This is a genomic window from Streptomyces odontotermitis (assembly GCF_050510915.1).
Lineage (GTDB): Bacteria > Actinomycetota > Actinomycetes > Streptomycetales > Streptomycetaceae > Streptomyces.
Genome location: NZ_JBNJLS010000008.1, coordinates 257,178 through 279,118, shown reverse-complemented (window position 1 = coordinate 279,118; position 21,941 = coordinate 257,178). Strand labels below are relative to the sequence as shown.

Annotated in this window: 18 protein-coding genes; 13 read left to right on the top strand and 5 right to left on the bottom strand. The window is 70.4% G+C overall.

Translation table 11 applies throughout. The features are described 5' to 3' along the window. Positions 1–5: 5 nt before the first annotated feature. Positions 6–869, bottom strand: a complete 864-nt coding sequence (locus ACQB60_RS24315; protein WP_496928212.1) for a universal stress protein — start codon at positions 867–869, stop codon at positions 6–8. A gap of 271 nt (positions 870–1,140) precedes the next feature. Between ACQB60_RS24315 and ACQB60_RS24310 the strand changes: the two genes are divergently transcribed. The 6 genes from ACQB60_RS24310 to ACQB60_RS24285 all read left to right on the top strand — a co-directional run bounded on the left by ACQB60_RS24310 (position 1,141) and on the right by ACQB60_RS24285 (position 4,424). Then, on the top strand, positions 1,141–1,881 hold the full coding sequence (locus ACQB60_RS24310; RefSeq protein ID WP_496928211.1) for a CBS domain-containing protein: 741 nt from the start codon (positions 1,141–1,143) through the stop codon (positions 1,879–1,881). 86 nt (positions 1,882–1,967) lie between these two features. Next, positions 1,968–2,492, top strand: a complete 525-nt coding sequence (locus ACQB60_RS24305; protein WP_496928210.1) for a flavodoxin domain-containing protein — start codon at positions 1,968–1,970, stop codon at positions 2,490–2,492. Between the two features lie 163 nt (positions 2,493–2,655). Continuing rightward, positions 2,656–2,889 carry a hypothetical protein gene (locus ACQB60_RS24300; protein WP_496928209.1) on the top strand — a complete coding sequence of 78 codons (234 nt, stop codon included), beginning with the start codon at positions 2,656–2,658 and terminating at the stop codon, positions 2,887–2,889. 131 nt (positions 2,890–3,020) lie between these two features. Beyond that, complete coding sequence (locus tag ACQB60_RS24295; RefSeq protein WP_496928208.1) at positions 3,021–3,668, top strand: CBS domain-containing protein; 648 nt, start codon at positions 3,021–3,023, stop codon at positions 3,666–3,668. 202 nt (positions 3,669–3,870) lie between these two features. Further along, the gene (locus ACQB60_RS24290) at positions 3,871–4,017 is read left to right on the top strand and encodes a hypothetical protein (protein WP_496928207.1); all 147 of its coding nucleotides are present in this window, start codon (positions 3,871–3,873) and stop codon (positions 4,015–4,017) included. Beyond that, on the top strand, positions 4,014–4,424 hold the full coding sequence (locus ACQB60_RS24285) for a hypothetical protein (RefSeq protein WP_496928206.1): 411 nt from the start codon (positions 4,014–4,016) through the stop codon (positions 4,422–4,424). The genes ACQB60_RS24290 and ACQB60_RS24285 overlap by 4 nt, the downstream gene beginning before the upstream one ends. 205 nt (positions 4,425–4,629) lie before the next feature. Here the strand turns inward: ACQB60_RS24285 and ACQB60_RS24280 are convergent, their stop codons facing one another. Next, entirely contained in the window at positions 4,630–5,565 is a 936-nt protein-coding gene (locus tag ACQB60_RS24280; protein ID WP_496928205.1) for a LysR family transcriptional regulator, read from the bottom strand. A gap of 202 nt (positions 5,566–5,767) precedes the next feature. Between ACQB60_RS24280 and ACQB60_RS24275 the strand changes: the two genes are divergently transcribed. From ACQB60_RS24275 to ACQB60_RS24255, 5 genes are all read left to right on the top strand, one after another. Further along, positions 5,768–6,463: a type 1 glutamine amidotransferase domain-containing protein gene (locus tag ACQB60_RS24275; protein WP_496928204.1), complete on the top strand. Its 696-nt coding sequence runs from the start codon at positions 5,768–5,770 to the stop codon at positions 6,461–6,463. A gap of 5 nt (positions 6,464–6,468) precedes the next feature. Beyond that, positions 6,469–7,035, top strand: a complete 567-nt coding sequence (locus ACQB60_RS24270) for a TetR/AcrR family transcriptional regulator (protein WP_496928203.1) — start codon at positions 6,469–6,471, stop codon at positions 7,033–7,035. 61 nt (positions 7,036–7,096) lie between these two features. Then, a complete protein-coding gene (locus tag ACQB60_RS24265; protein WP_496928202.1) occupies positions 7,097–8,110 on the top strand; it encodes an NADP-dependent oxidoreductase in 1,014 nt (337 codons plus the stop codon). A 5-nt stretch (positions 8,111–8,115) separates the two neighbouring features. Then, a complete protein-coding gene (locus ACQB60_RS24260) occupies positions 8,116–9,429 on the top strand; it encodes an aldehyde dehydrogenase family protein (RefSeq protein WP_496928201.1) in 1,314 nt (437 codons plus the stop codon). 163 nt (positions 9,430–9,592) lie between these two features. Further along, a complete protein-coding gene (locus ACQB60_RS24255) occupies positions 9,593–11,119 on the top strand; it encodes an MFS transporter (protein ID WP_496928200.1) in 1,527 nt (508 codons plus the stop codon). Positions 11,120–11,254: 135 nt separating this feature from the next. On the opposite strand, the gene ACQB60_RS24250 is transcribed toward ACQB60_RS24255, so the two are convergent. Continuing rightward, positions 11,255–13,132, bottom strand: coding sequence for a collagenase (locus tag ACQB60_RS24250; RefSeq protein WP_496928266.1), 1,878 nt, complete (start codon positions 13,130–13,132; stop codon positions 11,255–11,257). 398 nt (positions 13,133–13,530) lie between these two features. Between ACQB60_RS24250 and ACQB60_RS24245 the strand changes: the two genes are divergently transcribed. Beyond that, on the top strand, positions 13,531–14,214 hold the full coding sequence (locus ACQB60_RS24245) for a GntR family transcriptional regulator (protein WP_496928199.1): 684 nt from the start codon (positions 13,531–13,533) through the stop codon (positions 14,212–14,214). A gap of 59 nt (positions 14,215–14,273) precedes the next feature. On the opposite strand, the gene ACQB60_RS24240 is transcribed toward ACQB60_RS24245, so the two are convergent. Continuing rightward, the gene (locus ACQB60_RS24240; protein ID WP_496928198.1) at positions 14,274–16,511 is read right to left on the bottom strand and encodes a M9 family metallopeptidase; all 2,238 of its coding nucleotides are present in this window, start codon (positions 16,509–16,511) and stop codon (positions 14,274–14,276) included. Positions 16,512–17,159: 648 nt separating this feature from the next. On the opposite strand from ACQB60_RS24240, the gene ACQB60_RS24235 reads away from it, so the two are divergent. Continuing rightward, entirely contained in the window at positions 17,160–19,400 is a 2,241-nt protein-coding gene (locus tag ACQB60_RS24235; RefSeq protein WP_496928197.1) for a glycosyl hydrolase family 18 protein, read from the top strand. A 107-nt stretch (positions 19,401–19,507) separates the two neighbouring features. On the opposite strand, the gene ACQB60_RS24230 is transcribed toward ACQB60_RS24235, so the two are convergent. Beyond that, positions 19,508–21,820 carry an Rv1355c family protein gene (locus tag ACQB60_RS24230; RefSeq protein WP_496928196.1) on the bottom strand — a complete coding sequence of 771 codons (2,313 nt, stop codon included), beginning with the start codon at positions 21,818–21,820 and terminating at the stop codon, positions 19,508–19,510. Between the last annotated feature and the right edge of the window lie 121 nt (positions 21,821–21,941).

The following is a 21,941-nucleotide window of genomic DNA, read 5'->3' as shown; positions in this document are numbered from 1 at the left end:
CTCGCTCAGTCGTGCGGGACCACGGCGACCGGGCACGCGGAGTGGTGCAGCGCGGCGTGGCCGACCGGGCCGAGCTGCAGGCCGAAACCGCTCCCGCGGCGACGGGCGCCGACGACCAGGAGGTCGCAGAGCGCCGAAGCCGCCACCAGGACGTCCCGGGCACGCCCCTCTTCGGGCTGGGTGCGCACGGTCACCGCGCTGTGGGCCTGCCTCGGCTGCCGCAGCGCGCCGCGCAACTCGTCCTCCGCACGCACCTGGTGGGCCTCGACGTCGTCGGTCGGACAGTCGGGCACCTCGTGGACGGGGCAGCGCCAGGCCCGCACGGCGAGCACGGAGGCTCCGTGCAGCTCGGCCTCGCGCAGCGCGAACTCGGCGGTGGCCGCGGCCCGTTCAGGGGCGGAGACGCCCAGGACGATCTGTCCGTAGCCGCCCTGCACGTTCTTCTCGCTGCCCCGCACGACGACGACCGGCGACGTGGCGTGCGCGGCGACCGGCAGACTCACCGAACCGAGCAGCAGGCCGCTGAAGGTGCCGTGGCCGCGGCTGCCGACGATCACGACCGATGCCTCACGGGCGGCCTTGGTGAGGGCCGACGCGGGGTCGTCCTGCACGACCTGGCCGGTGACGTCTGCCGTGGACGCGCGGCGGCCGGCCCGTTCGACGGCCTGGGCGACGATGTGCTCCGCGTATTGACGCATGGCGCTGCGCCCCGTGCCGAAGGGCGGCCGGTGGCCCTCGTACCGCTCCCAGCGCGAGGCGTACAGCACGCGCAGGCGGACGTCGCGCCGCACCGCCTCGTCGACCGCCCAGTCCAGGGCCTGCAGGCTCGGTCCGGAGCCGTCGACGCCCACGATCAGCGGAGCTTCCATGACGGTCGCCTCCTCTCGGAAGGCTGTCCCGCCTTCCGGTTCAGGGCCTCGACCGGACCCGGGTGGGGCCGCGGCCCGGGTGGGGCCGCGCCGCACACGCTGGCACCGCGGCCTCCCGCGGAGGAGGGGAGAACTGGCCCTTCCGTACGGGTCGTTCGGCCCCGTGTCACGGCCACTGCGCGCGGCGACGGTGACAAGTAGGGGAGGGAAGGCGCCTTGACTGGGTGGGCGCGCATGCGTCCGGCCCCCGCACGGCGAGGAGGCACGCGAGATGAAGTACAGCAAGATCGGCTCGGTCATGGTGGACGAGGTCGTACACGTCCACGACGGGACCCCCTTCAAAGAGGTCGCGCGATTGCTGAACCTGCACCGCATCAGCGGTCTGCCGGTGGTGGACGCCGACGACAGGGTCATCGGCGTGATCTCCGAGACGGACCTGCTCACCCGTCAGGCCCGGGCCGGGGAACCCGCCGGGCCCTACGGCTATGAACGCCGCCTTCACCGGCCGGGGCTGCGGCGCGGAACCCGTACCGAGCGGCGCAAGGCGAAGGCCCGTACGGCAGGGGAGTTGATGTCGGAGCCGCCCGTCACCGTCCACGCCACCGACACCATCGCCGAGGCCGCCCGCACCATGGCCCACCGCAAGGTGGAGCGCCTGCCGGTGGTGGACACCGAGGGCCGGCTCGTCGGCATCGTCACCCGTCGGGATCTGCTCCAGGTCTTCCTGCGGCCCGACGAAGAAATCCGCCGGGAGGTCGTCGACGAGGTCCTCGTCCGCAGCCTGTGGCTCACGCCGACGGCCCTGACCGTGCAGGTGCACCAGGGGGTGGTCACCCTCGCCGGGCAGGTCGAACGGCACAGCGAGAAGGACATCGCAGCCCGGATGACCGGCCACATCGACGGTGTGGTGGCCGTGGTCGACAAGCTGACGTACCGCACCGACGACGCCGGTCTGCGGCCGGGCGAACCGGCGGTACCCGGCGTCAGCGAGGAGTGGCTGCGCAAGCTGTGAACGCACGGCCGCCCGGACGGAAGCCCCTCGGCCCGCCTCCCGGTGCCGTGCGACAACGCGCCCTTGACCAAGGGAGGTTGAGGAGAATGGAGCACAGGGATCCCCGCGTGCTCGTCGCGTACGGAACGAAGTACGGCTCGACCAAGGAGATCGCCGCGCACATCGGTGACGTCCTGAACAAGGCGGGCTGCGCCACCACGGTGTGCCCCGCGCGTCAGGTGTCCAAGGACGTGTCCGCGTACGACGCCGTCGTGCTCGGCGGCGGTCTGTACGGGAACCGCTGGCACCGCGACGCCGCCCGGCTCGTCCGCCGCGCCCGCCGGTCGCTGGGGGCGCGTCCGGTGTGGCTGTTCAGCAGCGGCCCGCTGGGCCCCGCGGCGTCCGAGCGCGAGATTCCCCCGGTGCCCGGCGTGCGCCGCATCGCCGACAGGCTCGACGCACAGGGCCACCTCACGTTCGGCGGCTGCCTCGACGAGCATGCCCGGGGCCGTGTCGCCCGCATGATCGTCAAGTCCGGCAGGGGCGGTGACTTCCGGGACTTCGGACAGATCACCGTGTGGTCGGAGGAGATCGCCCGGGACGTCATGGCGAGGCGGAGAGCGTTCCCGTAGGCGTGACGGCACCGGAGTCATCGCTGGTCGGGGGAGAGGGGCCGGGCGGCGGAGCCGATCCGCCCCTGTCGGGGACGTTCGGCATCGGGCGAACGAAGCCCGCCACGCCCACTCTTGAGGTAAGGAGTTGACGCAACTGGACCCGTGAGGTGAGGAGTCCAAGATGTTCGGTCTGATCGTTCTGCTCGGCGCGACCGTCCTCGGCGCCGGCCTGCTCTTCGGTTTCCACGCCGGAGTGCTGGGCCTGGTCCTTCTGGTCGGCGGAATCATGGGCCTGAACGCGTACACGGGCCTTGGGACACGCCGGCTGCCGGGTGAGCGCGAGACCGTCGTGGAGGAACGGCACTACATCGGTGGCGGACGTGACCGTGACGAGCACGGCCGGCACCGGTGGTGACGGACGCCGGGGAGACGTCAGGCCGCTCACCGGCCCCGCTCCGCCCGCGCTTTCGGAGAGAGCCGAAGCTCCCCCCACCCACTTCCGCGAATGCACCGCCGAGCACGCCACCCAGCTGAGGAGACCCAGCCATGTCCGCTTCCGCCTACGAGGACTCTCCGCGCACCGTCAGCGACGTCATGACGCACACCGTCATCGCCGTCGGACGTGACGCACCCTTCAAGGAGATCGTCGAACTCATGAAGCAGTGGAAGGTCAGCGCCCTGCCCGTCCTGGAGGGCGAAGGCCGCGTCATCGGGGTCGTCTCCGAGGCCGACCTGCTGCCCAAGGAGGAGTTCCGGGACAGCGACCCCTCCCGCTTCGACCAGCTCCGCCGCCTCTCCGACCTGGCCAAGGCGGGCGCGGTGACCGCGGGCGAGCTGATGTCCGCCCCCGCGGTCACCGTGCACCCCGACGCCAAACTCCCCATGGCCGCACGGATCATGGCCCAGCGCCACGTGAAGCGGCTGCCGGTCGTCGACTCCCAGAACCTGCTCCAGGGTGTGGTCAGCCGCAGCGACCTCCTCAAGGTGTTCCTGCGCACCGACGACGAGATCGCAGACGAGGTGAACCGCGCTGTGGTCGCACACCTCTTCCCCAGCGAGACCGTGACGGCCTCCGTCGAAGAGGGCGTCGTCACCCTGCACGGAACGATCCGCGACAAGAATCTCGTCCCGATCGCCGCTCGGCTCGCCCGTGCGGTCGAGGGCGTGGTGGACATCCGCATGGACTTCACCTGACCGTCCGGGTCCCCCGTACCGGGCAGCCTCTGCGCAAGGCAGGGGCCTCGTCGGCAGGGCCCCGCCACTTGGCGTGACAGGGGGCGGTCAGATCCTCAAACACGCTGCGGAGCGCGCGGCGCACGGCGTTGACGTTCTTCACGCGGTGGTCCTCAAGGTCCCCGCCCCTGGTGATCAGCGGTCCAAAGGCGGGACCACTGCGATGGTGAAGCAGGCCAAGGAGGCGAAGGGCACCCTCGCCGTGTGGTACTTGTCCGAGGAGAAGACCCGATTCGCCTTGGTGCGATGGGTGCTCGACACCGACGTGAAGGGGATCAAGTTCGTGTTCAGGGCAGGGCCGGTGCAGTGAGTTACAGCCTGAGCCTCTACAAGTTCCAGAACGGTGTTCCTGTCCCGCCGGACAGGGATCAGGTGCGGGCGATTCTTGCGCCCTACTCCGCAGTGCCTGAGAGGACGACAGGGGACAGTGCAGAGTTCTGGGTCCGGGCCGCGGACGGCAGCGAGGTCGAGGTCGATGTCGTCGACTGTGTCATTGGCATCGAGCGTCCGCAGGTCGGGGCTGTCTGGAGAATCATCATCGAGCTGGCTGACCGTGCCAGCGGGGCGATCCTTATCCCTGACGGCACGTTCTTGTGCCGTGAGGACATGCGGTCGCACCTACCCGAAGGCATGGAGGCCGATTCCGTCTTTGTCCCCGTGATCACCGTCGAAGAATTCGCGAGGGTTGCGGGGTCTTTTACGAAACCGCTGATCTAGAGGGGCGTCGTGGCGACGCTCACCACACTCCACCACGAAAGAAGCAGCCCTTTGTCCGAGTACGGATTCATTCGCGCGTCACCTGCGCTGATGGTCCGCCGACGTCCACGCGTCTTCGCGGCTGTGTCTCGGCGTTGTCACGCAGTTGGACACGCACCGCCATGGCGTTGCCGGGGCCGTGAGCGCGCCGACCGCTCCCGACCCCTCAGCAGGAGCGAGCCGCCTCCACCAGATGGTCGCGCACGCGGTTGACGTCCGGGGTCGCGGAGACACCCGGGCGCTGCACGAGGTAGCCGGTGTTGATCGGGGGATCCTCGGGGTCGTTGAGGAGGACGAGCGCGCCGGAGGCCAGTTCCGCCTCGCACAGGTAGCGCGGCAGCACGCCGAATCCGGCACCGGCGACGACCGTGGACTTCACCGCGCGCAGATCGGGCACGGTGACGGCCGCATGGCCGTTCAGGCGCTCGCCGAAGACGTGCCGCCAGTAGCGGCGGACCATGGGCAGGTCCTCGGCGTAGGAGACGAGCGGCACGGTGTGCAGGACGGCGGGGCCTTCCGTGGCCAGCGGCTCCTCGATCCGGTCGGCCCACACCGGCGCGGCGACCAGGACGAACTCCTCGTCGGCGAACGGCACCCAGTCCAAGGACCGTCCCCGGGGCCGCGTCGTGGAGACGACCAGGTCGTACCGTCCGGCGCGCAGCTCGTCCAGGAGGGGATCGGTCAGGCCCAGGGTCACACGCAGCCGCACCCCCTCGGCGACGAGCGGTGCCAGGGCCGGGAGGGCGAAGGCGGACAGCATCTCGGCGGGACCCGCCAGGTGCACGGGCTCGGCACGCACGCCCTCGGCCATGCCGTGGCCCGCGGCCACGGTGAGCGCGTCGAAGGGCGCGGCGATCCGGGCGGCCAGCTCGTCGGCGACCGACGTCGGGGCGACCCCTCGGGGCAGCCGCTCGAACAGTTCGCGGCGCGTCTGGCGCTCCAGGTTGCGGATCTGGGTGGTGACCGTGGGCTGCGACAGACCCAGGGCCTGTGCCGCCGCGGTGAAGGAGCCGAAGCGGTAGACGGCGAGGAACGTGCGCAGCAGATTGAGGTCGGGCGGGGCCGAGGTCTCCGCCGGGCCGACGGGGTTGCTGTGGATCACATTCAGGAGCCTAGAAGACTCCGGCACAGCCTGCCGCGGGCGGCCCGCAGCGCTGTTCCGCCGGATCCATGAACTTTCCTATGGGTGGCATTGGACCTGTCATTGGTCACCGCTCCGCGCGCGACCTACCTTCGAGGACATCGCCGAACTGACACTTCGGACGCAGAACGTCACCTTCGCCACTCCCCGGAGATGAGCACTCATGTCGAAGATCCTTTTCGTGATGACCGGCGCCACCCACTGGACGCTGGCCGACGGCACCAAGCACCCCACCGGCTTCTGGGCCGAGGAGGCCGTCGCCCCGTACGAGGCGTTCACGTCGGCGGGGCACGAGATCGTGGTCGCCACCCCGGGCGGCGTCGTGCCCACCGTCGACCAGGGCAGCCTCGCGCCCGAGGTGAACGGCGGCCCGGACGGCGCGGAGAAGGTCGCCGCCGCCCTCGCTTCGTTCACCGAGCTGCAGTCCCCGATCCGCCTGGAGGACGTGCGCCTCGACGACTACGCGGCCGTCTTCTACCCCGGCGGCCACGGCCCGATGGAAGATCTCGCCGTCGACGCCGGCTCCGGCAGGCTCCTCGCCCTGGCCCTGGAGAGCGGCACGCCGCTCGGCGTGGTCTGCCACGCGCCCGCCACGCTCCTCGCCGCCACCCGGCCCGACGGCACGAACGCATTCGCGGGCCGTGACGTCGCCGCCTTCACCAACGCCGAGGAGACCCAGGCCGGCTTCGCCGACAAGGCGAAGTGGCTGCTGGAGACCCGCCTCGCCGAGGCCGGAGTCAACGTCCGGGTCGGCGAGCCGTGGGTGCCCCACGTGGTCGTCGACGGCAACCTGGTCACCGGCCAGAACCCCGCCTCGTCCGCGCCGCTCGCCGCCGAACTGCTCAAGAAGCTGGCCTGAGCGCCATGGGCACCGACCGGCTCGACGAGGTCCTCGACGCGACGTACGACTGCCTGACCAGGTACGGCGTTCGGCGCACCACGATGGACGACATCGCCACCACCATGGGCGTGTCCCGGTCCGCGGTCTACCAGTACGTCCGCAACAAGGACGACGCGGTCCGGCGGCTCGCCGAGCGCCTGCACGAGCAGGCGCTCGTCCGGGCCCGCCGGGCGGCGGCCGACACCGGCCTGCCGCACGCGGACCGGGTCCACGGCGTGCTCACCGCCAAGCTCGACCTCGTCCTCGAACTGTCCGGGGACTCCCCGCACACCGCCGAGCTCCTCGACGAGAAGGCCCGCCTCTTCAGCGGCATCTGCACCTCCTTCGTCGGCGAGCTGCGCACCCTGCTCACCGGCCTGTTCACCGAGACGGGCACCACGGGCGGTGTCGAGCCCGCTCAGGCCGCGGACATCTGCATCGCGCTCGTCATGGGCCTGGAACGGGCGGCGGACGCCCGGGAGCTGCTTGCCCCGGCGTCGGACGCCCTCGTGACCGGCCTGCTCGGCGCGCCCGCCTCATCAGGGCGCTGACCTTCTCCTCAATCCCCCCTCCGCACCTCGAATCTCCCTCCACACCCTTCTGAGGATCACCATGTCTTTTTCCAGCCGTGAATGGCACCTCGTGGCCCGCCCCGTCGGCGAGCCCACCGCCTCCGACGTCGCGTTGGTCACCGCCACCGTGCCCGACCCGGGCCCGGGGCAGGTCGTCGTCCGCAACGACTACCTGTCCGTGGACCCGTACATGCGCGGACGGATGGACGACCGCGAGTCCTATCTGCCGCCCTTCGCGCTGAACCAGCCGATGACCGGCACGGCCGTCGGTACGGTCGTCGCCTCGCAGTCCGCCGACGTTCCGGTCGGCGCGACCGTCACGCACTTCCTGGGCTGGCGCGAGTACGCGCTCCTGCCCGCCGGCCAGGTCCAGCTCGTCGACACCGAACTGGCGCCCGCTCAGTCCTACTTGGGGGTCCTCGGCACCACCGGCCTGACCGCGTGGGCCACTCTCAAGGAGGTCGCTCCGGTCGAGGAGGGCGACGTCGTCTTCGTCTCCGGCGCCGCGGGTGCCGTCGGTTCGGTCGCCGGGCAGCTGGCCCGCAAGCTGGGCGCCTCGAAGGTCATCGGCTCGGCCGGCGGCCCCGACAAGGTCAAGCGGCTCACCGAGGACTACGGCTTCGACGCCGGGCTCGACTACCGCGAGGGCGATATCGCCGGGCAGCTGGCCAAGGCCGCGCCGAACGGCATCGACGTCTACCTCGACAACGTCGGCGGCGATCACCTCGACGCCGCGCTCCAGGTCATGAACCTGCGCGGACGCGTCGCGCTGGTCGGCGCCATCTCCCTGTACAACGCCACCGAGCTGCCCGCCGGTCCGCCGCACCTGCCGCTCGCGATCGGCAAGCGCATCACCCTGCGCGGCATGAACGTGAGCGACCACTTCCACCTGGTGCCCGAGTTCGCCGTGAAGGTGGGCGGCTGGCTCGCGGACGGCTCCCTCGTAGCCGACGAGACCGTCGTGGACGGCATCGACCACGCCTTCGAGGCGTTCGGGGCCATGATGCGCGGCGCCAACACGGGCAAGATGCTCGTCCGCCTTCCGCAGGACTGACCGCCATGTCCGACATATCTGCTGCCGTCAGCACCCTGCGCGACACGTTCCGCTCCGGCCGCACCCGGCCCCTGGCCTGGCGCAAGGCCCAACTGGCCGCGCTGCGCGCCCTGTTCACGGAGCACCGCGAAGCCATCGCCGACGCGCTGCACGCCGATCTGCGCAAGCCGCGACCCGAGTCGTACGCGGCCGAGGTCGACCTCCCGGTCCGGGAGATCGACCACACGCTCGCCCATCTCGACGCGTGGCTCGCCCCGCAGCCGCTCGCCGCCGAGTCCCTCGCGGGCCTGCCGGACGGCGCCACCGCCGGCACGCAGTACGAGCCGCTGGGCACCGTGCTCGTCATCGCCCCGTGGAACTATCCGGTCCAGCTCTCCCTCGTGCCCGTCGCGGGGGCGCTCGCCTCGGGCGACACCGTCCTGCTCAAGCCGAGCGAACTCGCCCCGGCCACCTCCTCGTTGCTGGCCCGCCTGGTGCCGCAGTACCTGGACCCGCAGGCCGTCGCCGTCGTCGAGGGCGGCGTCCCCGAGACCACGGAACTGCTCACGCACCGCTTCGACCACATCTTCTACACCGGCAACGGCACCGTGGGCCGCATCGTGATGCGGGCCGCCGCCGAGCACCTCACGCCGGTCACCCTCGAACTCGGCGGCAAGTCACCGGTGTTCGTGGACCGCGACGCCGATGTGTCCGTGGTGGCCGACCGGCTGGCGGACGCCAAGTTCCGCAACGCGGGCCAGACCTGCGTCGCACCCGACTACGTCCTGACCGACCCCGCGACCTCGGCCGCGCTCCAGGTCGCCCTCGCCGAGACCGTCGAGCGGCTCTTCGGAGCCGACCCGCAGGTCTCGGACGCGTACGGACGCCTCGTCAACCAGCGGCACTTCGACCGGGTCGCCGCGCTGCTCGGCTCCGGCGACGTGGCCCTCGGCGGGCGCACCGACCGCGACGACCTGTACATCGCCCCCACGGTGCTCGCCGGGGTGAAGGGCGACGCCCCGGTCATGCAGGAGGAGATCTTCGGTCCTGTGCTGCCGATCGTCGAGGTCGCCGACCTGGACGAGGCCATCGCCTTCATCAACGACCGCGACAAGCCGCTCGCCCTGTACGGCTTCACCGAGAACGAGACGACCCGGCGGCGTCTGGCCGCCGAGACCTCGTCCGGCGGGCTCGGCCTCGGGCTGCCGATGGCCCATCTCCGCGTCCCCGACCTGCCGTTCGGCGGCGTCGGCGAGTCCGGGATCGGCGCCTACCACGGGCCGCACTCCATCGCCGCGTTCAGCCACCGCCGGGCCCGCCTCGACGTCCCGCTGAGCTGACCCCTCTCCCTCCGCGTCCCTCCGGTGCGCCGCCACCGGAGGGCGCCCTCATAGACCCGAACCAGCCCGGACCGCCCCGAGCCAGCCCGAACCGCCCCGGACCGCCCCGGACCGTCCTGGACAGACCCGGACCGCCCCGAAAAGACCTGAAAGAGCCTGCCCCATGCCTTCCCAGCCCCCGCACGCCGCCCACCGCGAGAGATCCGAGTCCCCGAGCGCGGGCACCGGCCTCGTCCTGGCCCTGGGCCTCGCCGCGATGGTCGTGTCGATGATGCAGACCCTCGTCGTGCCGATCCTCGCGATCATCGAGCAGGACCTGGACATCACCACGTCGTCGGCCAGTTGGCTCACCACGGCGACGCTGCTGTCCGCCGCCGTGTTCACTCCACTCCTCGGCCGGCTCGGTGATCAGCGCGGCAAGCGGCCCGTCCTGCTCGGCGTGCTCGCCCTGACGGTCGTCGGCTCGGTGCTCGCCGCGACCACCGACTCCCTGCCGCTGCTGCTCACCGCCCGCGCCATGCAGGGCGCCGCCACCGCGATCTTCCCGCTCGCGCTGTCCGTGCTGCGCGACGAACTCCCGCCGCACCGGCTGCCCGGAGCGATGGGCCTGGTCAGCGGCACCCTCGCCGTCGGCAGCGGACTCGCACTCGTCGGCGCCGGACTGCTCACCCAGGGCGACAACCCCGACTACCACCACGTGTTCTGGCTGGCCACCGTGCTGTCCGCGCTCGCCTTCGCGGTCGCGGCCGTCGTCGTCCCGCCCTCGCCCAAGCCGCACGGCGGCCGCACGGACTGGCTCGGCGCGGGCGCGCTCGCGGCCACGCTCGTGCTGTTCCTGCTGCCCATCTCCCAGGGCAACACGTGGGGTTGGGGTTCGACCCGCACCCTCACACTCTTCGCGGCGGCCGTCGTCATGGCGGCGATCTGGGTCGTCGTCGAGCGGCGGGTGCGCGAACCGCTCGTCGACATGAAGATGTTCGTGATGCGGCCCGTGCTGTTCACGAACATCGCCGGTCTGCTCCTCGGCTTCGGCATGTTCACGCAGTTCATCGCCACCTCGTACCTGGTGCAGACGCCGACCGCACTGACCGGCTACGGCTTCACCGCCTCCGTGCTGTCCGCGGCCGTCACCTACCTGCTGCCCGCCACGGCCGCCTCCCTCGTGGGCGCGCAGATCGCGGGTGTCCTGGTCCGCCGCATCGGCGGCCGGATCACGCTCGCGACCGGTGGCGTCTTCGGCGTCCTCGGGTACGTGTGGCTGGCGCTGCAGCACGGGAGCACCGGCTCGGTGATCGCCGCCGGCATGCTCACGGGCGTCGCCGTCAGCTTCGGCCTGGCCTCGCTGCCCGCGTTCATCGTGGCGGGAGTGCCGGTGCACCAGAGCGGCATCGCCAACGGCATCAACTCCATCGCACGCTCGGTCGGCAGCTCGGTCGGCAGCGCCGTCATCACCTCGCTGCTCACCGCGAACCTCATCGAGGGCCTGCCCGCCGGTGTCCCGGCGCTGCCCGAGGAGGCGCAGTACACGACCGCGTTCGTGGTCGGCGCCGTCGCCTTCGCACTCGTCACCGTCACCGCCCTCACGGGGCTGCGCATCGACGACGGGCGCCACACCAAGCTCGTCCGGCGCGGGAAGAGCAGCCCGGCCGAGGCCCCTCGGGACGCGGCCGACGCTGCCCGACAGGGCTGAGCGGACACCAGAGCGCCGCCGTTCCTGTGCGAAGGAAGGAGGCCCCGCATCCCCCGTGCGGATGCGGGACCTCCGAGGTGTCAGCCCGTCCCCCGACTCACCGGTCGGGTGTGCTGCGTGGGGACGGGCGCACCGTCACCGGGCGGCGGCCGGGAGGCTGCCGCAGTCGCCGGCGTGGCACTTGCCCAGCCAGTCGGCGAAGTCGGCGTCGTACTTGGTGCCGATGGTGTCGGTGAGCAGGGTGCGGGCGGCGTTCCAGTCGCCGGAGCGGTAGTGGCCCAGCAGGGTGGCGACGTCGTCCGGGTGGGACTGGAGCATGTAACGGACCGCGAGGTAGCCCCAGTTGTAGGTCCGGGTGGTGTCGGTGTTGTCGTAGGTGGTGTCGAAGAGGGTGCTGAGTTTGTAGGTGTTCTTTCCGGCCTCCTCGATCGCGTCGTCATAGGTGACGTCGCGGTACGCGTAGGAGACGTACTCGGCGAAGCCCTCCACCCACATCACGGTCGGGGTGGTCTGGCCCGCCGCGAAGTCGCCGTACATGTCGAAGCGGCCGTCGAGGTAGTGGGTGTACTCGTGGTTGAGGTTCCAGATCTCGGAGTTCTGCTCGTAGGCGATGAACTGCGGGACGTTGCCCTCCTTGGCGGGGTCGCCCTCCAGGTACATGCCGCCGTTGTTGGTGTCGATGCCGAAGAGGACTCCGGCGTACGTCCGGTAGTCGAGGCTGGAGTGGAACACGACCACTTCGAGGGCGTCGTTGTGGTCGTCCTTGACCGGCCCGCTGTCCTTGACCACGCCGTGGAAGAACTTGTCCTGCCCGAGGAGGCTGGTGCACGCGGCGGACTGCTGGTCGTCGGTGAGCGCCTGGGCGACGATCTTCAGGGTCGGGGCGCAGGTGTGCTCGACCTTCAGGACGGCCTCGCGGATCCGCTCCTTGAGGTTGCAGGTGTCGTAGTCGGCGCAGTTGTCCTTGTCGAACTCGTCGGTCATCTCGGCCACGCCGACCCAGAGCGCCGCGGTGCGGTCGTCGATCTTGCTGTGGCCGAGCAGCTCCTTGGCGAGGGGGCGGACGGTGTCCTTGAGCGTGTCGTGCTGCAGGAAGCGGCCCAGCTCCCGGCCCGCGTTGGACGCCAGGTACGCCTTGTCGGTGCCGAGCAGGTCGAGGTGGGCGACGGCGAAGTCGCGCAGCCCGGTGAGGACGCTCGGATCGGCCTCCACGGCGGACACGAACTCCGGCAGGTAGTGGCCGCGGAACAGCACGGTGTACGTGTTGTTGACCGCTGCGACCATCCAGTAGAAGTCGTCGTACGAGGAGTCGTAGGACGTCAGCAGCTTCTTGACGATGTTCAGGTAGCGGGCGTTCTCGCCGGAGCTGTCGATCAGGATGACCGACTCGGCCAGGATCTCGCCGTTCTTGTCGTTCACGTCGAAGGCGCGGGCCGAGCCGAAGAAGGCGTCGAGGCCGCCCTGGACGGCGCTCTTCAGCTCCGGGCCGTACTCGCCCACGTCGTCCGGGTGGTTGTACTGCACGAAGTATCCGGCGCGCAGGTACAGCACCACCTGCTCGGTCGACGTGCTGTTGTCGCCCGGGTAGGTGGCCGCGACGTCGCTCAGCGCCTTCGCCACCGTGACCATCTGCTCCTCGCGGAACAGGCCCTTCGCGTTCTCACCGGTCTGGGCGAACAGCGAGTTGATGCAGGAGGTCTCCACCGACTTGATCTGCTTGACCAGTTCGTCGCCGGTCTTGGAGGTGAAGTCGCCGACGTCGCAGGCCGCCGCGGACTTGGGCCGGGCCGCGGCCTCGATCCGCTTGCGCTGGGCGGCCTTCGGCGTCGCGGAGACCGGCGGGCGCTTCGACGCGTTTGCTGTCGGCCTGTCCGCGCGGCCGGCGTCGGGTGCGGTCCCGGCGGCGACCGTGGTGGGGGTGGCGGGCTGCGGGGCGACGTCGGACTTCGGCGGGGCCTGGGGGGCCTTGGCCGCGGACGCCTTCTCGGTGGGGGCGAGCAGCGCGAACCCCAGGCAGGCGATCAGCGCTGCGACGAGGAACCCCGCGAATTTTCGCGCGGTGGGTGATCTGGGTATCAAGGTGGCCTCCGGCCGGTCGGCCGCCGCGCGGATGCGTGAGGCGCGGCGGTGGGGGGTGCGCGGACCGTGCGGGTCACGGGAGTTGGGGATCCCGTACAAGCTCTGGGCCGTGTCGCCGCCACGGAGGCGAGCGAGCACGGTGCTTCAACTGCCGTTCACACAGCGACAGTTGGAGCGGCATGTGATGCGTAAGGTAGTAATGTGAAATTGCACTGACAAGATGTCCGGCGGATTCTTTTTTGATCTCAGGTGTGCTCCCACCCTGTCACCAGCGAAAACAACGTGACATTGTGCGTTGAGGCGGCGCGGCGGCAGGATCGAAAGGGAACGTCATGGGCTACCTGAAGCGGAACTTGGGCGTGCCCCGCGAGCGGCTCCGTGACCAGGTCGGCCACGCGCTGCGTGCCGCCCTCATCTCCGGCGAACTGGAGCCCGGCCAGGTCTACTCGGCGCCGGGCCTGGCCGAGGACTTCGGCATCTCCGCGACGCCGGTGCGCGAGGCGATGCTGGACCTGGCCCGCGAGGGCCTCGTGGAACCCGTACGCAACAAGGGATTTCGCGTCACGGAGGTCGACGAGGGTGACCTCGACCAGTACACCGAGATCCGGCTGCTCATCGAAGTGCCCATGATCGGGCGGATCACGCGCGGTGCCGCCCGCGAGGACCTGGAGGCGCTGCGCCCGGTCGCCGAGGAGATCGTGCGCGCCGCGCGCGAGCACGACCTCATCGGCTATGTGGAGGCGGACCGGCAGTTCCACCTCTCGCTGCTGGCGCTCGGCGGCAATGACCGTCTCGTCGAGACGGTCGGCGATCTGCGCAAGCGCTCCCGCCTGTACGGCCTGACGGGCCTGGACGAGAGCGACCAGCTCGTCCCGTCGGCCGAGGAGCACGTCGAACTCCTCGACCTGATGCTGGCGGGCGACGCCGAGGGCGCGGAGCAGTGCATGACCCGTCACCTCGGCCATGTGCGGTCGCTGTGGGCGCGCGAGGGCGGGGGCGACACGACGAAGACGTGACGCAGCGGAGCGGCCGGCCGGGAGGGTGCCTGCCCGGCCGGCCGTTCAGCCGCGCGTGGCTAGTAGCTCGTGCTGACGGTCGCCCCCGTGAACGAGGTCGCGGCGTGGAGGCTGATGTAGGCGTACGTCCCCGGCCGCAGGCCCGTCACCGTGAGGGACTCGGTGTTGTCCGGTCCTGTGGACCGGGCGGTGTGCGCGCTCGGCGTGGCCCAGGTGTCGGGGTTGAAGTAGAGGTCGGCGTTGCCGGTGCCGCCGGAGGTCTTGATGGTGAGGGACGTCGTGCCGGAGGGGATCCAGATGTAGAAGCTGGCGGTGTTGCCGGTGGTCGCAGAGACGTTGCTGCGCCCGCAGTTCTGGCCCAGGGCCCGGGTGTCGGACGCCGTGCATTCGGTCGTGCCGCCGCCGGAGAGGCCGTCCAGCCAGGTGTTGAAGGCGCTGTCGTAGTTCAGCGACTTGGTGAAGTTGTACGCGTCGGCGTACTTCCCCGCCCGGTAGTAGCCGAGCAGCCTGGTCACGTCGGCGGGGTGCTTCTCCAGCATGTACCGCGACGCCAGATAGCCCCAGTGGTAGGTCCGGTCCGTGTTGGTGTTGGCGTAGGTGGTGTCGAAGAGGGTGCTCAGTGCGTACGTGTGCTTCGGGGCCTCTTTGAGCGCGTCGTCGTAGGGGAGGTTGCGGTAGGAGTACGACACGTACTCGGCCGCGCCCTCGATCCACCACACGGCCGGATAGGTCTGTCCGGCGTTGAAGTCGCCGTACATGTCGTACCGGCCGTCGAGGTAGTGGGTGTACTCGTGGTTGAGGTTCCAGATGCGGGCCGCGAAGCCGTTGTCCGTGTCCCACTGGTAGGCGATGAAACGCGGCTGGTTGCCCGTGGCCGAGGGGTCGCCTTCGAGGTACATGCCGCCGTTGTTGGTGTCGATGCCGTAGATCGCGCCGGCGTAGGTCTGGTAGTCGTCCCTGGACTTGAAGGCGACCACCTCCATGTTGGTGTTGTTGTCGTCGGCCACCGGCCGCCCGCCGTCCTGGACCACGTCGTGGAAGTAGGTGTTCTGCCGGAGCAGGCTCGAACAGGCCGCCTGGAACTCGTCGTCGGTCATCTTCTGGGCCAGGATGTGCAGCACTCCGGCGCTGCAGGTGTGGTTCTGGGGCAGCACCGCGGCCTTGAGCTGCTTGTCCAGGTCACAGGTGCCGTAGGCGGAGCAGTTGGCCGCGTCCTTGCTGTTGGCCACGACGGCCACCCGCACCCACAGCTTCGCGCGGTCGCCGGTGATCGCGCTGTTGTCGAGCAGCCACTTGCTCAGCGGGCGGACCTTGCTCTGCAGGGCGGCGTACTGCACGAACCGGGCCGTCTCCCCACCGGCGTTGGCCACCAGGAAGGCGGAGTCCGTGCTCAACAGGTCCAGGTGCTTGGCGGCGAAGTCGTAGACCGCGTCCACGATGCTCGGGTCGGCCTGCACCGCGGCCGGGTAGCCGTCCGCCCACTCCCCGCGGAACAGGACCGTGAAGACGTTGTTGACCGCGTTGCGCATGTACCAGTTCGCGTTGTGGGCGCTGTCGTACGCGGCGAGCAGGCGCTTGACGACGTACAGGTAGCGCGCGTTCTCCCCGGCGCTGTCGATGAGGGTGACGGCTTCCCCGAGGATCTCCCCGTTCGCGTCGCTCACGGTGCGGGTGGCGGGGTTGGCGTAGAAGGTGTCGAGCGCTTGCCTGGTGGCGGTGGCCAGGGTGCCGGTGTAGGGGCCGACCGTGTCCGGGTTGTAGTACTGGACGTAGTACCCGGCGCGCAGATACAGGACGAGTTGCTCCGTGCCTGCGGCGTTGGTCCCGTTGTACGAGGCGGCGTTCGTCCGCAGTGCGCCTGCCACGGTGACCATCTGCGCCTCACGGAAGGCGTGGTACTGGTCGGAACCGGTCACGCTGAAAAGCGAGTTGATGCAGCCGACCGAGGCGGCTTTGATCGCGTCGACCAGGGCCGTACCCGTGTTGCCGGTGAAGTCGGAGACCCTGCAGTCGGCCGCGGCTCCGGTCGTCCGCAGCGCCTTGGGGGCCGTCTTGGCGGGAGGTGTGAGCGGTTCGAGCCGCTCGGCTCTCTGCCGCCTGCCGGGTCTGTCCTGCTCGACGATCTTGGTGGGTCCTGAGACCGGTTTGCCGCGTGGGTCGGGGGCGGCGGCAGGGTCAGGGGCGGCAGTGGTGGTGGCGGGCTCCGGAGCGAGAGGCGCGGCGAGCGCCTGCGCGCCACCCCCCGCTATGAGGGCGGTACTTATCAGTAAGGGCGTGATGTAGCGCCGTAGGGACATCGGGGCTTCTCCTTCTGCGGGTTCTGCGGGTTCTGCGGGTTCTGCGGGGATGTGGCGAGCGATCATGCTTGACATGAACACATAGCACATGTGACATGTAAAATTGCACATGGTTCATGGGTGGACAAGACTCGCGTCCTTCATCCTTTTCGCCTTGTGTCATGCCACAACGGCCGTGCGTGCCAGGGGGGTTGGGGCCGGAGGTGGCCAGGCCGGGTCAAGGCGAAGTAAAACCTTGCCGGATTGGTCCAGTCCTTTACGGGGGCGGGAGCGTGGCAGAAGGCTCGGGCGCCGTGAATTGGTACGGCCCGGGGGGCCTCCCGACCGCGTTGACATGCTCGCGGTGGGTGGTTCCCTAAGAGGTCTGTACCGCAGGAAGCGCGTCCGACCCCCGCCCCCATCGGACCCGTTCCCGCATCCGCCGCTGCCCTCGTGCGCCCCCGGCAGCGGCGGACACACGGACGCGAACCGAAGGAGAGCCTCCCGGCGAGCCCGAGCATCCGGCCCCGGCGGGCCCGGCACGGACGGACGCCTCACCTTCCCCCGAGGAGAGCCGTGTCCCCACTCAGAACAGCGGCCAGATCCCACAGATCCCACAGATCCCACGAGGTCCTGGCCTCGCCCCGACGCCTCATCGCCGTCCTCGCCGTGCTCGCACTCGCGCTGGCCGGACTCACCTCGCTCGCGGCCCCCGCCCACGCGGCCGCCAAGCTCACCGCCACCTTCGTCAGCGAGGGCAGCGGCTCGTCCTGGACCGGCAAGTTCGTCGTGAAGAACAGCGGTGACACCGCCGTCGACACCTGGTCCCTGGAGTTCGACCTGCCCGACGGCGTCACCATCAGCGACCACACCCACGGCACCGCGGAGATCAAGGGCAGGCACGTCGTCGTGACGCCCGCCTACTACAACGCCCGTGTCCCCGCGGGCCGCGACACCGAGCCGTACAGCTACAGCTTCCGTGGCAGCGGCCAGCTCAAGCCCCCGACCGGCTGCCTCATCAACGGCGACAAGTGCGACGGCACCGCGGCCGTGCCCCCGAAGGCCCCCACCGGGCTGAGCGTCGCCGACACCACCGCCCGTACGGTCAGCCTGAAGTGGACGGCGGCCGTCCAGGGCGACTTCCCCGTCGCCTCGTACGAGGTGCTGCGCGGGACCACCGTCGTGGCCGCCAGCGCCACCACCGAGGCCACGGTGCGCGGCCTGGAACCGGCGACCGCCTATCAGTTCAGCGTCCGCGCCAAGGACTCGCGCGGCAACGCGGGTGAGGCGAGCGCGCCTGTCAGCGCGACCACCGTGGACCCGGCGACCGACACCGTGCCGCCCACCGCGCCCCGCAACCTCCGTGCCAGTGACGTCACTTCGAGCACTGTCAGGCTCGACTGGGACAGCGCCACCGACAACCAGCGCGTCGCCGCGTATGACGTCTACCGTGGCACGACTCTCGTGGAGAGCCTGCCCGCCGACACCCTCACCAGCACCGTGACCGGGCTGACCCCCGACACGCAGTACGCCTTCACCGTCAAGGCGCGGGACGCGGCCGACAACACCTCGCCCGCGAGCAACACCCTGTCCGTCACCACCAAGGAGGCCGTCGGCCAGGGCGGTTACGCCAAGGTCGGCTACTTCGTGCAGTGGGGCATCTACGGACGCCAGTACTTCGTGAGGGACCTGGAGACGTCCGGCGCCGCCGGCAAGCTCGACGTCGTCAACTACGCCTTCGCGAACATCGATCCCAAGAACCTCACCTGCCTCAACGGTGTCACCAAGGGCACCACCCAGAACCCCCAGGACCCCAACCAGGGCGATGGTGCCGGGGACGCCGAGGCGGACTACGGCCGGGCCTTCCCCGCCGGGCAGTCCGTGGACGGCGTCGCCGACGACGGCTGGGGCAAGCTGCGCGGCAACTTCAACCAGCTGAAGAAGCTCAAGGCCAAGCACCCGAACCTCAAGGTGGTCGTCTCGCTCGGCGGCTGGACCTACTCCAAGTACTTCTCCGACGTCGCCAAGACGGATGACTCGCGGAAGAAGTTCGTGAAGTCCTGCATCGACATGTACATCAAGGGCAACCTGCCCGCGTACAACGGAGCGGGCGGTGACGGCGTCGCAGCCGGGATCTTCGACGGCTTCGACCTGGACTGGGAGTGGCCGGGGTCGCCGGACGGTCACCCGGGCAACCACTGGAGCACGGACGACAAGGCCAACAACACCGCCCTGATCGCCGAGTTCCGCAAGCAGCTCGACGCGCTCGGGGGCGGCCACCGGCTGCTCACCGCCTTCACCCCGGCCGACCCCAAGAAGATCGACGCGGGCTGGGACCTCCAGGAGGTCTTCAAGCACCTCGACTTCGGCAACGTCCAGGGCTACGACTTCCACGGCGCAGGCAGCGACAACTCCTGGGAACCCAACCGCACCGGCCACCAGGCCAACCTGTACAAGGACGCGCAGAGCCCGTACGCCAACGACTTCAGCATCGACGACGCCGTGAAGGCGTACACCGATCAGGGCGTCAAGCCGCGCAAGCTGACCATCGGCTTCCCGTTCTACGGGCGCGGCTGGCAGCAGGTCGCGGACGGCGGCGCGCACGGCGAGTGGCAGAGCGCGAACGGCGCCGCGCCGGGCCAGTTCCAGGAGGAGGCGGGCACCCGCGGCTACGACAACCTCGTCGCCGCCTTCCCGAACCTGACCGTCTACCACGACGAGCAGTCCGTCTCCACGTACGGCTACACCGGGGCGAACGGGCAGTGGTGGTCCTTCGACGACGCCTGGTCCATCGAGAAGAAGACCCAGTACATCAAGTCCAAGGGCCTGCTCGGCGGCATGATCTGGGAGATGTCCGGAGACACCTCGGACAACATCCTGTTCAACACCCTGGACCGCGGCCTGAAGTAGCCATCGCGGCGACCGCCGCCGCGGCGCGGCTCAGGGATCAGGAATGGGGGCCGCTTCGGATACCTCCTCCGAAGCGGCCCTTCCTCCTCGCCGTGACGGTCGACGCGTCAGGCGTGCCCGGTCCCGGCGAAACGCAGGACCGAGCCGACGTCGCGGCGCAGCGAGCGGACCGTGGGGGCCGGGGCGTCGGAGATCCGGAAGAGCAGCAACTCGGCCTCGTCGGGGTGGTGCGGCACGATCGCGGCGAGTCCGGCGCGCAGCTCCCGCAGCGTGGTGCTCTCGTCCGCGTCGAGCCCGGCCCCGCCGCCCCGTTCGACGCGCGCGAAGAGGTAGGGCAGCGAGCTGAGCGGCTGGACCGCGAGGCCGAGTGAGGTGGCGGTCAGCCACAGGCGCTGGAGTGCTCGTCCCCCTCGGACATAGGTGCAGGGTGTCGTGCCGGGCATGCTCAGGACGCCGACCGCCGACGACGCCGCGACGAGCTTGCGGGCGCCCTCCTCGAACGAGGTGCCGCCTCCGATCCGTCGCAGGAAGGCGAGGTTCGGCCAGTGCCGGGCGATGGAGATTCCGGCCAGGTCCGTCGTATCGAGTTCGAGCGTGGCCACGTCGATGCCGTCCCGGGTGCGGAGCACTGCCTCGTCGCCCCACCGCAGTTCGGCCATCATGTCGTGGTGCAGCGGCCTCGACATCATGCGCAGCCGGTCACCGGCGCCCAGAACGCGGCCCAGTTCGTCCAACTGGCCGCGCTCGGTGACCAGGTGGAGGCGTGCTCCGCTCTCGTCCGCGCACCGTGTCAGCGCCGCTGCCGCCCGCCGCGCGAGCGGGGCGTCCGAGCCGAGGGCGCGGTTGGTCGTACGCCGCCCGATCCACTCGGCCAGCGACACGGACGGCACGTCCTCGCCCGCGCTGCCTTCGGTGCCTTCGGCAAAGGTGAGTTCGCAGACCAGGCCGGGATCGGCCGGGTCGGGGAAGAGGCGTGCCGTGCACCTCCACCCGGCGACCCGGGCGGCCAGGTCGATGTTCTCCACCGCGGCACCGATCGCCAGATGACTGGCCGATCGCTCGAAGTCGAGCAGGGTCGGCGGCTGGCTGTCGTCGACGCGGCACTCCAGCACCCGGCCCCGCGAGACGAAGAGCCAGGGCTGGGTATTGCCCCCGGACGGGGCCTGTGTTCCGTACGCGATCAGACGGCGCACCGTCTCTTCGTCCATGTCCCGGCCAGGCTCGGGCAGGACGAGAGCGGGCGCGTCGGACTCCGGCGCCGGCCCGGTCCAAGGGGCGGTCCCGGCCGCCCGCACGGGGACCTCTCCACCGTCCCTGACCAGCTCCCCAGGGTCGACGAAGAAGCGACCCGACGAGGTGAAGGTCCCCAGGAGCAGCCGCCGGGCCGTGTCGGTGACCAGGGCGGCACCCAACGCCACGCCCGAAGCGAGCTGCGGCCACGAGGAGATGGTCTGCCCGATCTCGACGAGCGAGGGGACGAAGCGCTCCGACGGCCGGTCCTGGTCGAGGATCCGCAGGACGTACGGGACCTTCTCGCGCGTGGACAGCGTCTTGAGGTCGGCGGCCTCCACGCCGCCCAACAGCCCGTGCAGCAGCGGCCGTTCGGGCTCACGGTCGAACCGCTCCACGTCCAGCATGCCGCGCTCGTTGGTCTCCATGAGCACCGGGATGCCCTGCGCGCGGGCCCGCTCGCGGGCGTACACCTTGATGTAGAGGTCGTCGCACTCCTCCACGAGGAGATCGGCGCGGCCGCCGCCGGTCAGGAAGGCGTCCACGTTGTCCTCCGCGAGCCCGTGCGGCCACACCTCGATGTCGAGGTACGGATCGATCTCGTACATCTGCCGGGCGGAGATCACGACCTTGGGCAGGCCGATGTCGTCGACCGAGGCGCGCAGCCGGTTGAGGTTCGACAGCGCAAGGCGGTCGAAGTCGGCGAGCCGGAACCGGCTGCCCACCCCCTCCTGGGCGAGTGTGAGCGCGCTCGCGGCCCCCACGGACAGCCCGATGACGGCAATCGTCCGGTCCGTGAGAAGCGCCTGCTCCTCGGCCGTGATCTTGTACCGGTTGCGGGACTGCCGCAGCTCGCGGTACTCGTCCCGGGGCAGGACGTGGACGAGCCGGTGCGACCACGGATACCGGACCCAGGACCCGTACGCGCTCGCAGGCCCGCCGAGGTGCGCCGCCACCGCCGCGGCCAACTCGCCCGTGTCCGGGCGCCAGTCGGGCCTGCGTGACATCAGCAGCTCCGCCACCTGCTCGGCCACCGTGTCCCGCACCGCGGTCACTTCGCCGCGCTCGAGCAGCGCGCCGAGGGCCGCTCGCTGCGCGAGGTCGTCGAGGGCGTACAGCTCCGGCCGCCAAGGGGCGTCGTCACCGTCGGTGGCGGCGGCGAGAGAACTGATCCGGGCTTCCAGGTTCATCGGGCACCTTCATGCGTTGCGGGGACATCGGCGGGCACTGCCCGCCGAACACTCCCAGCCCGTCCGGCGCCGACACCAGCGGACGTGACCGGCGCCTCTCGCCCCCGTGCACCGCAGGCGA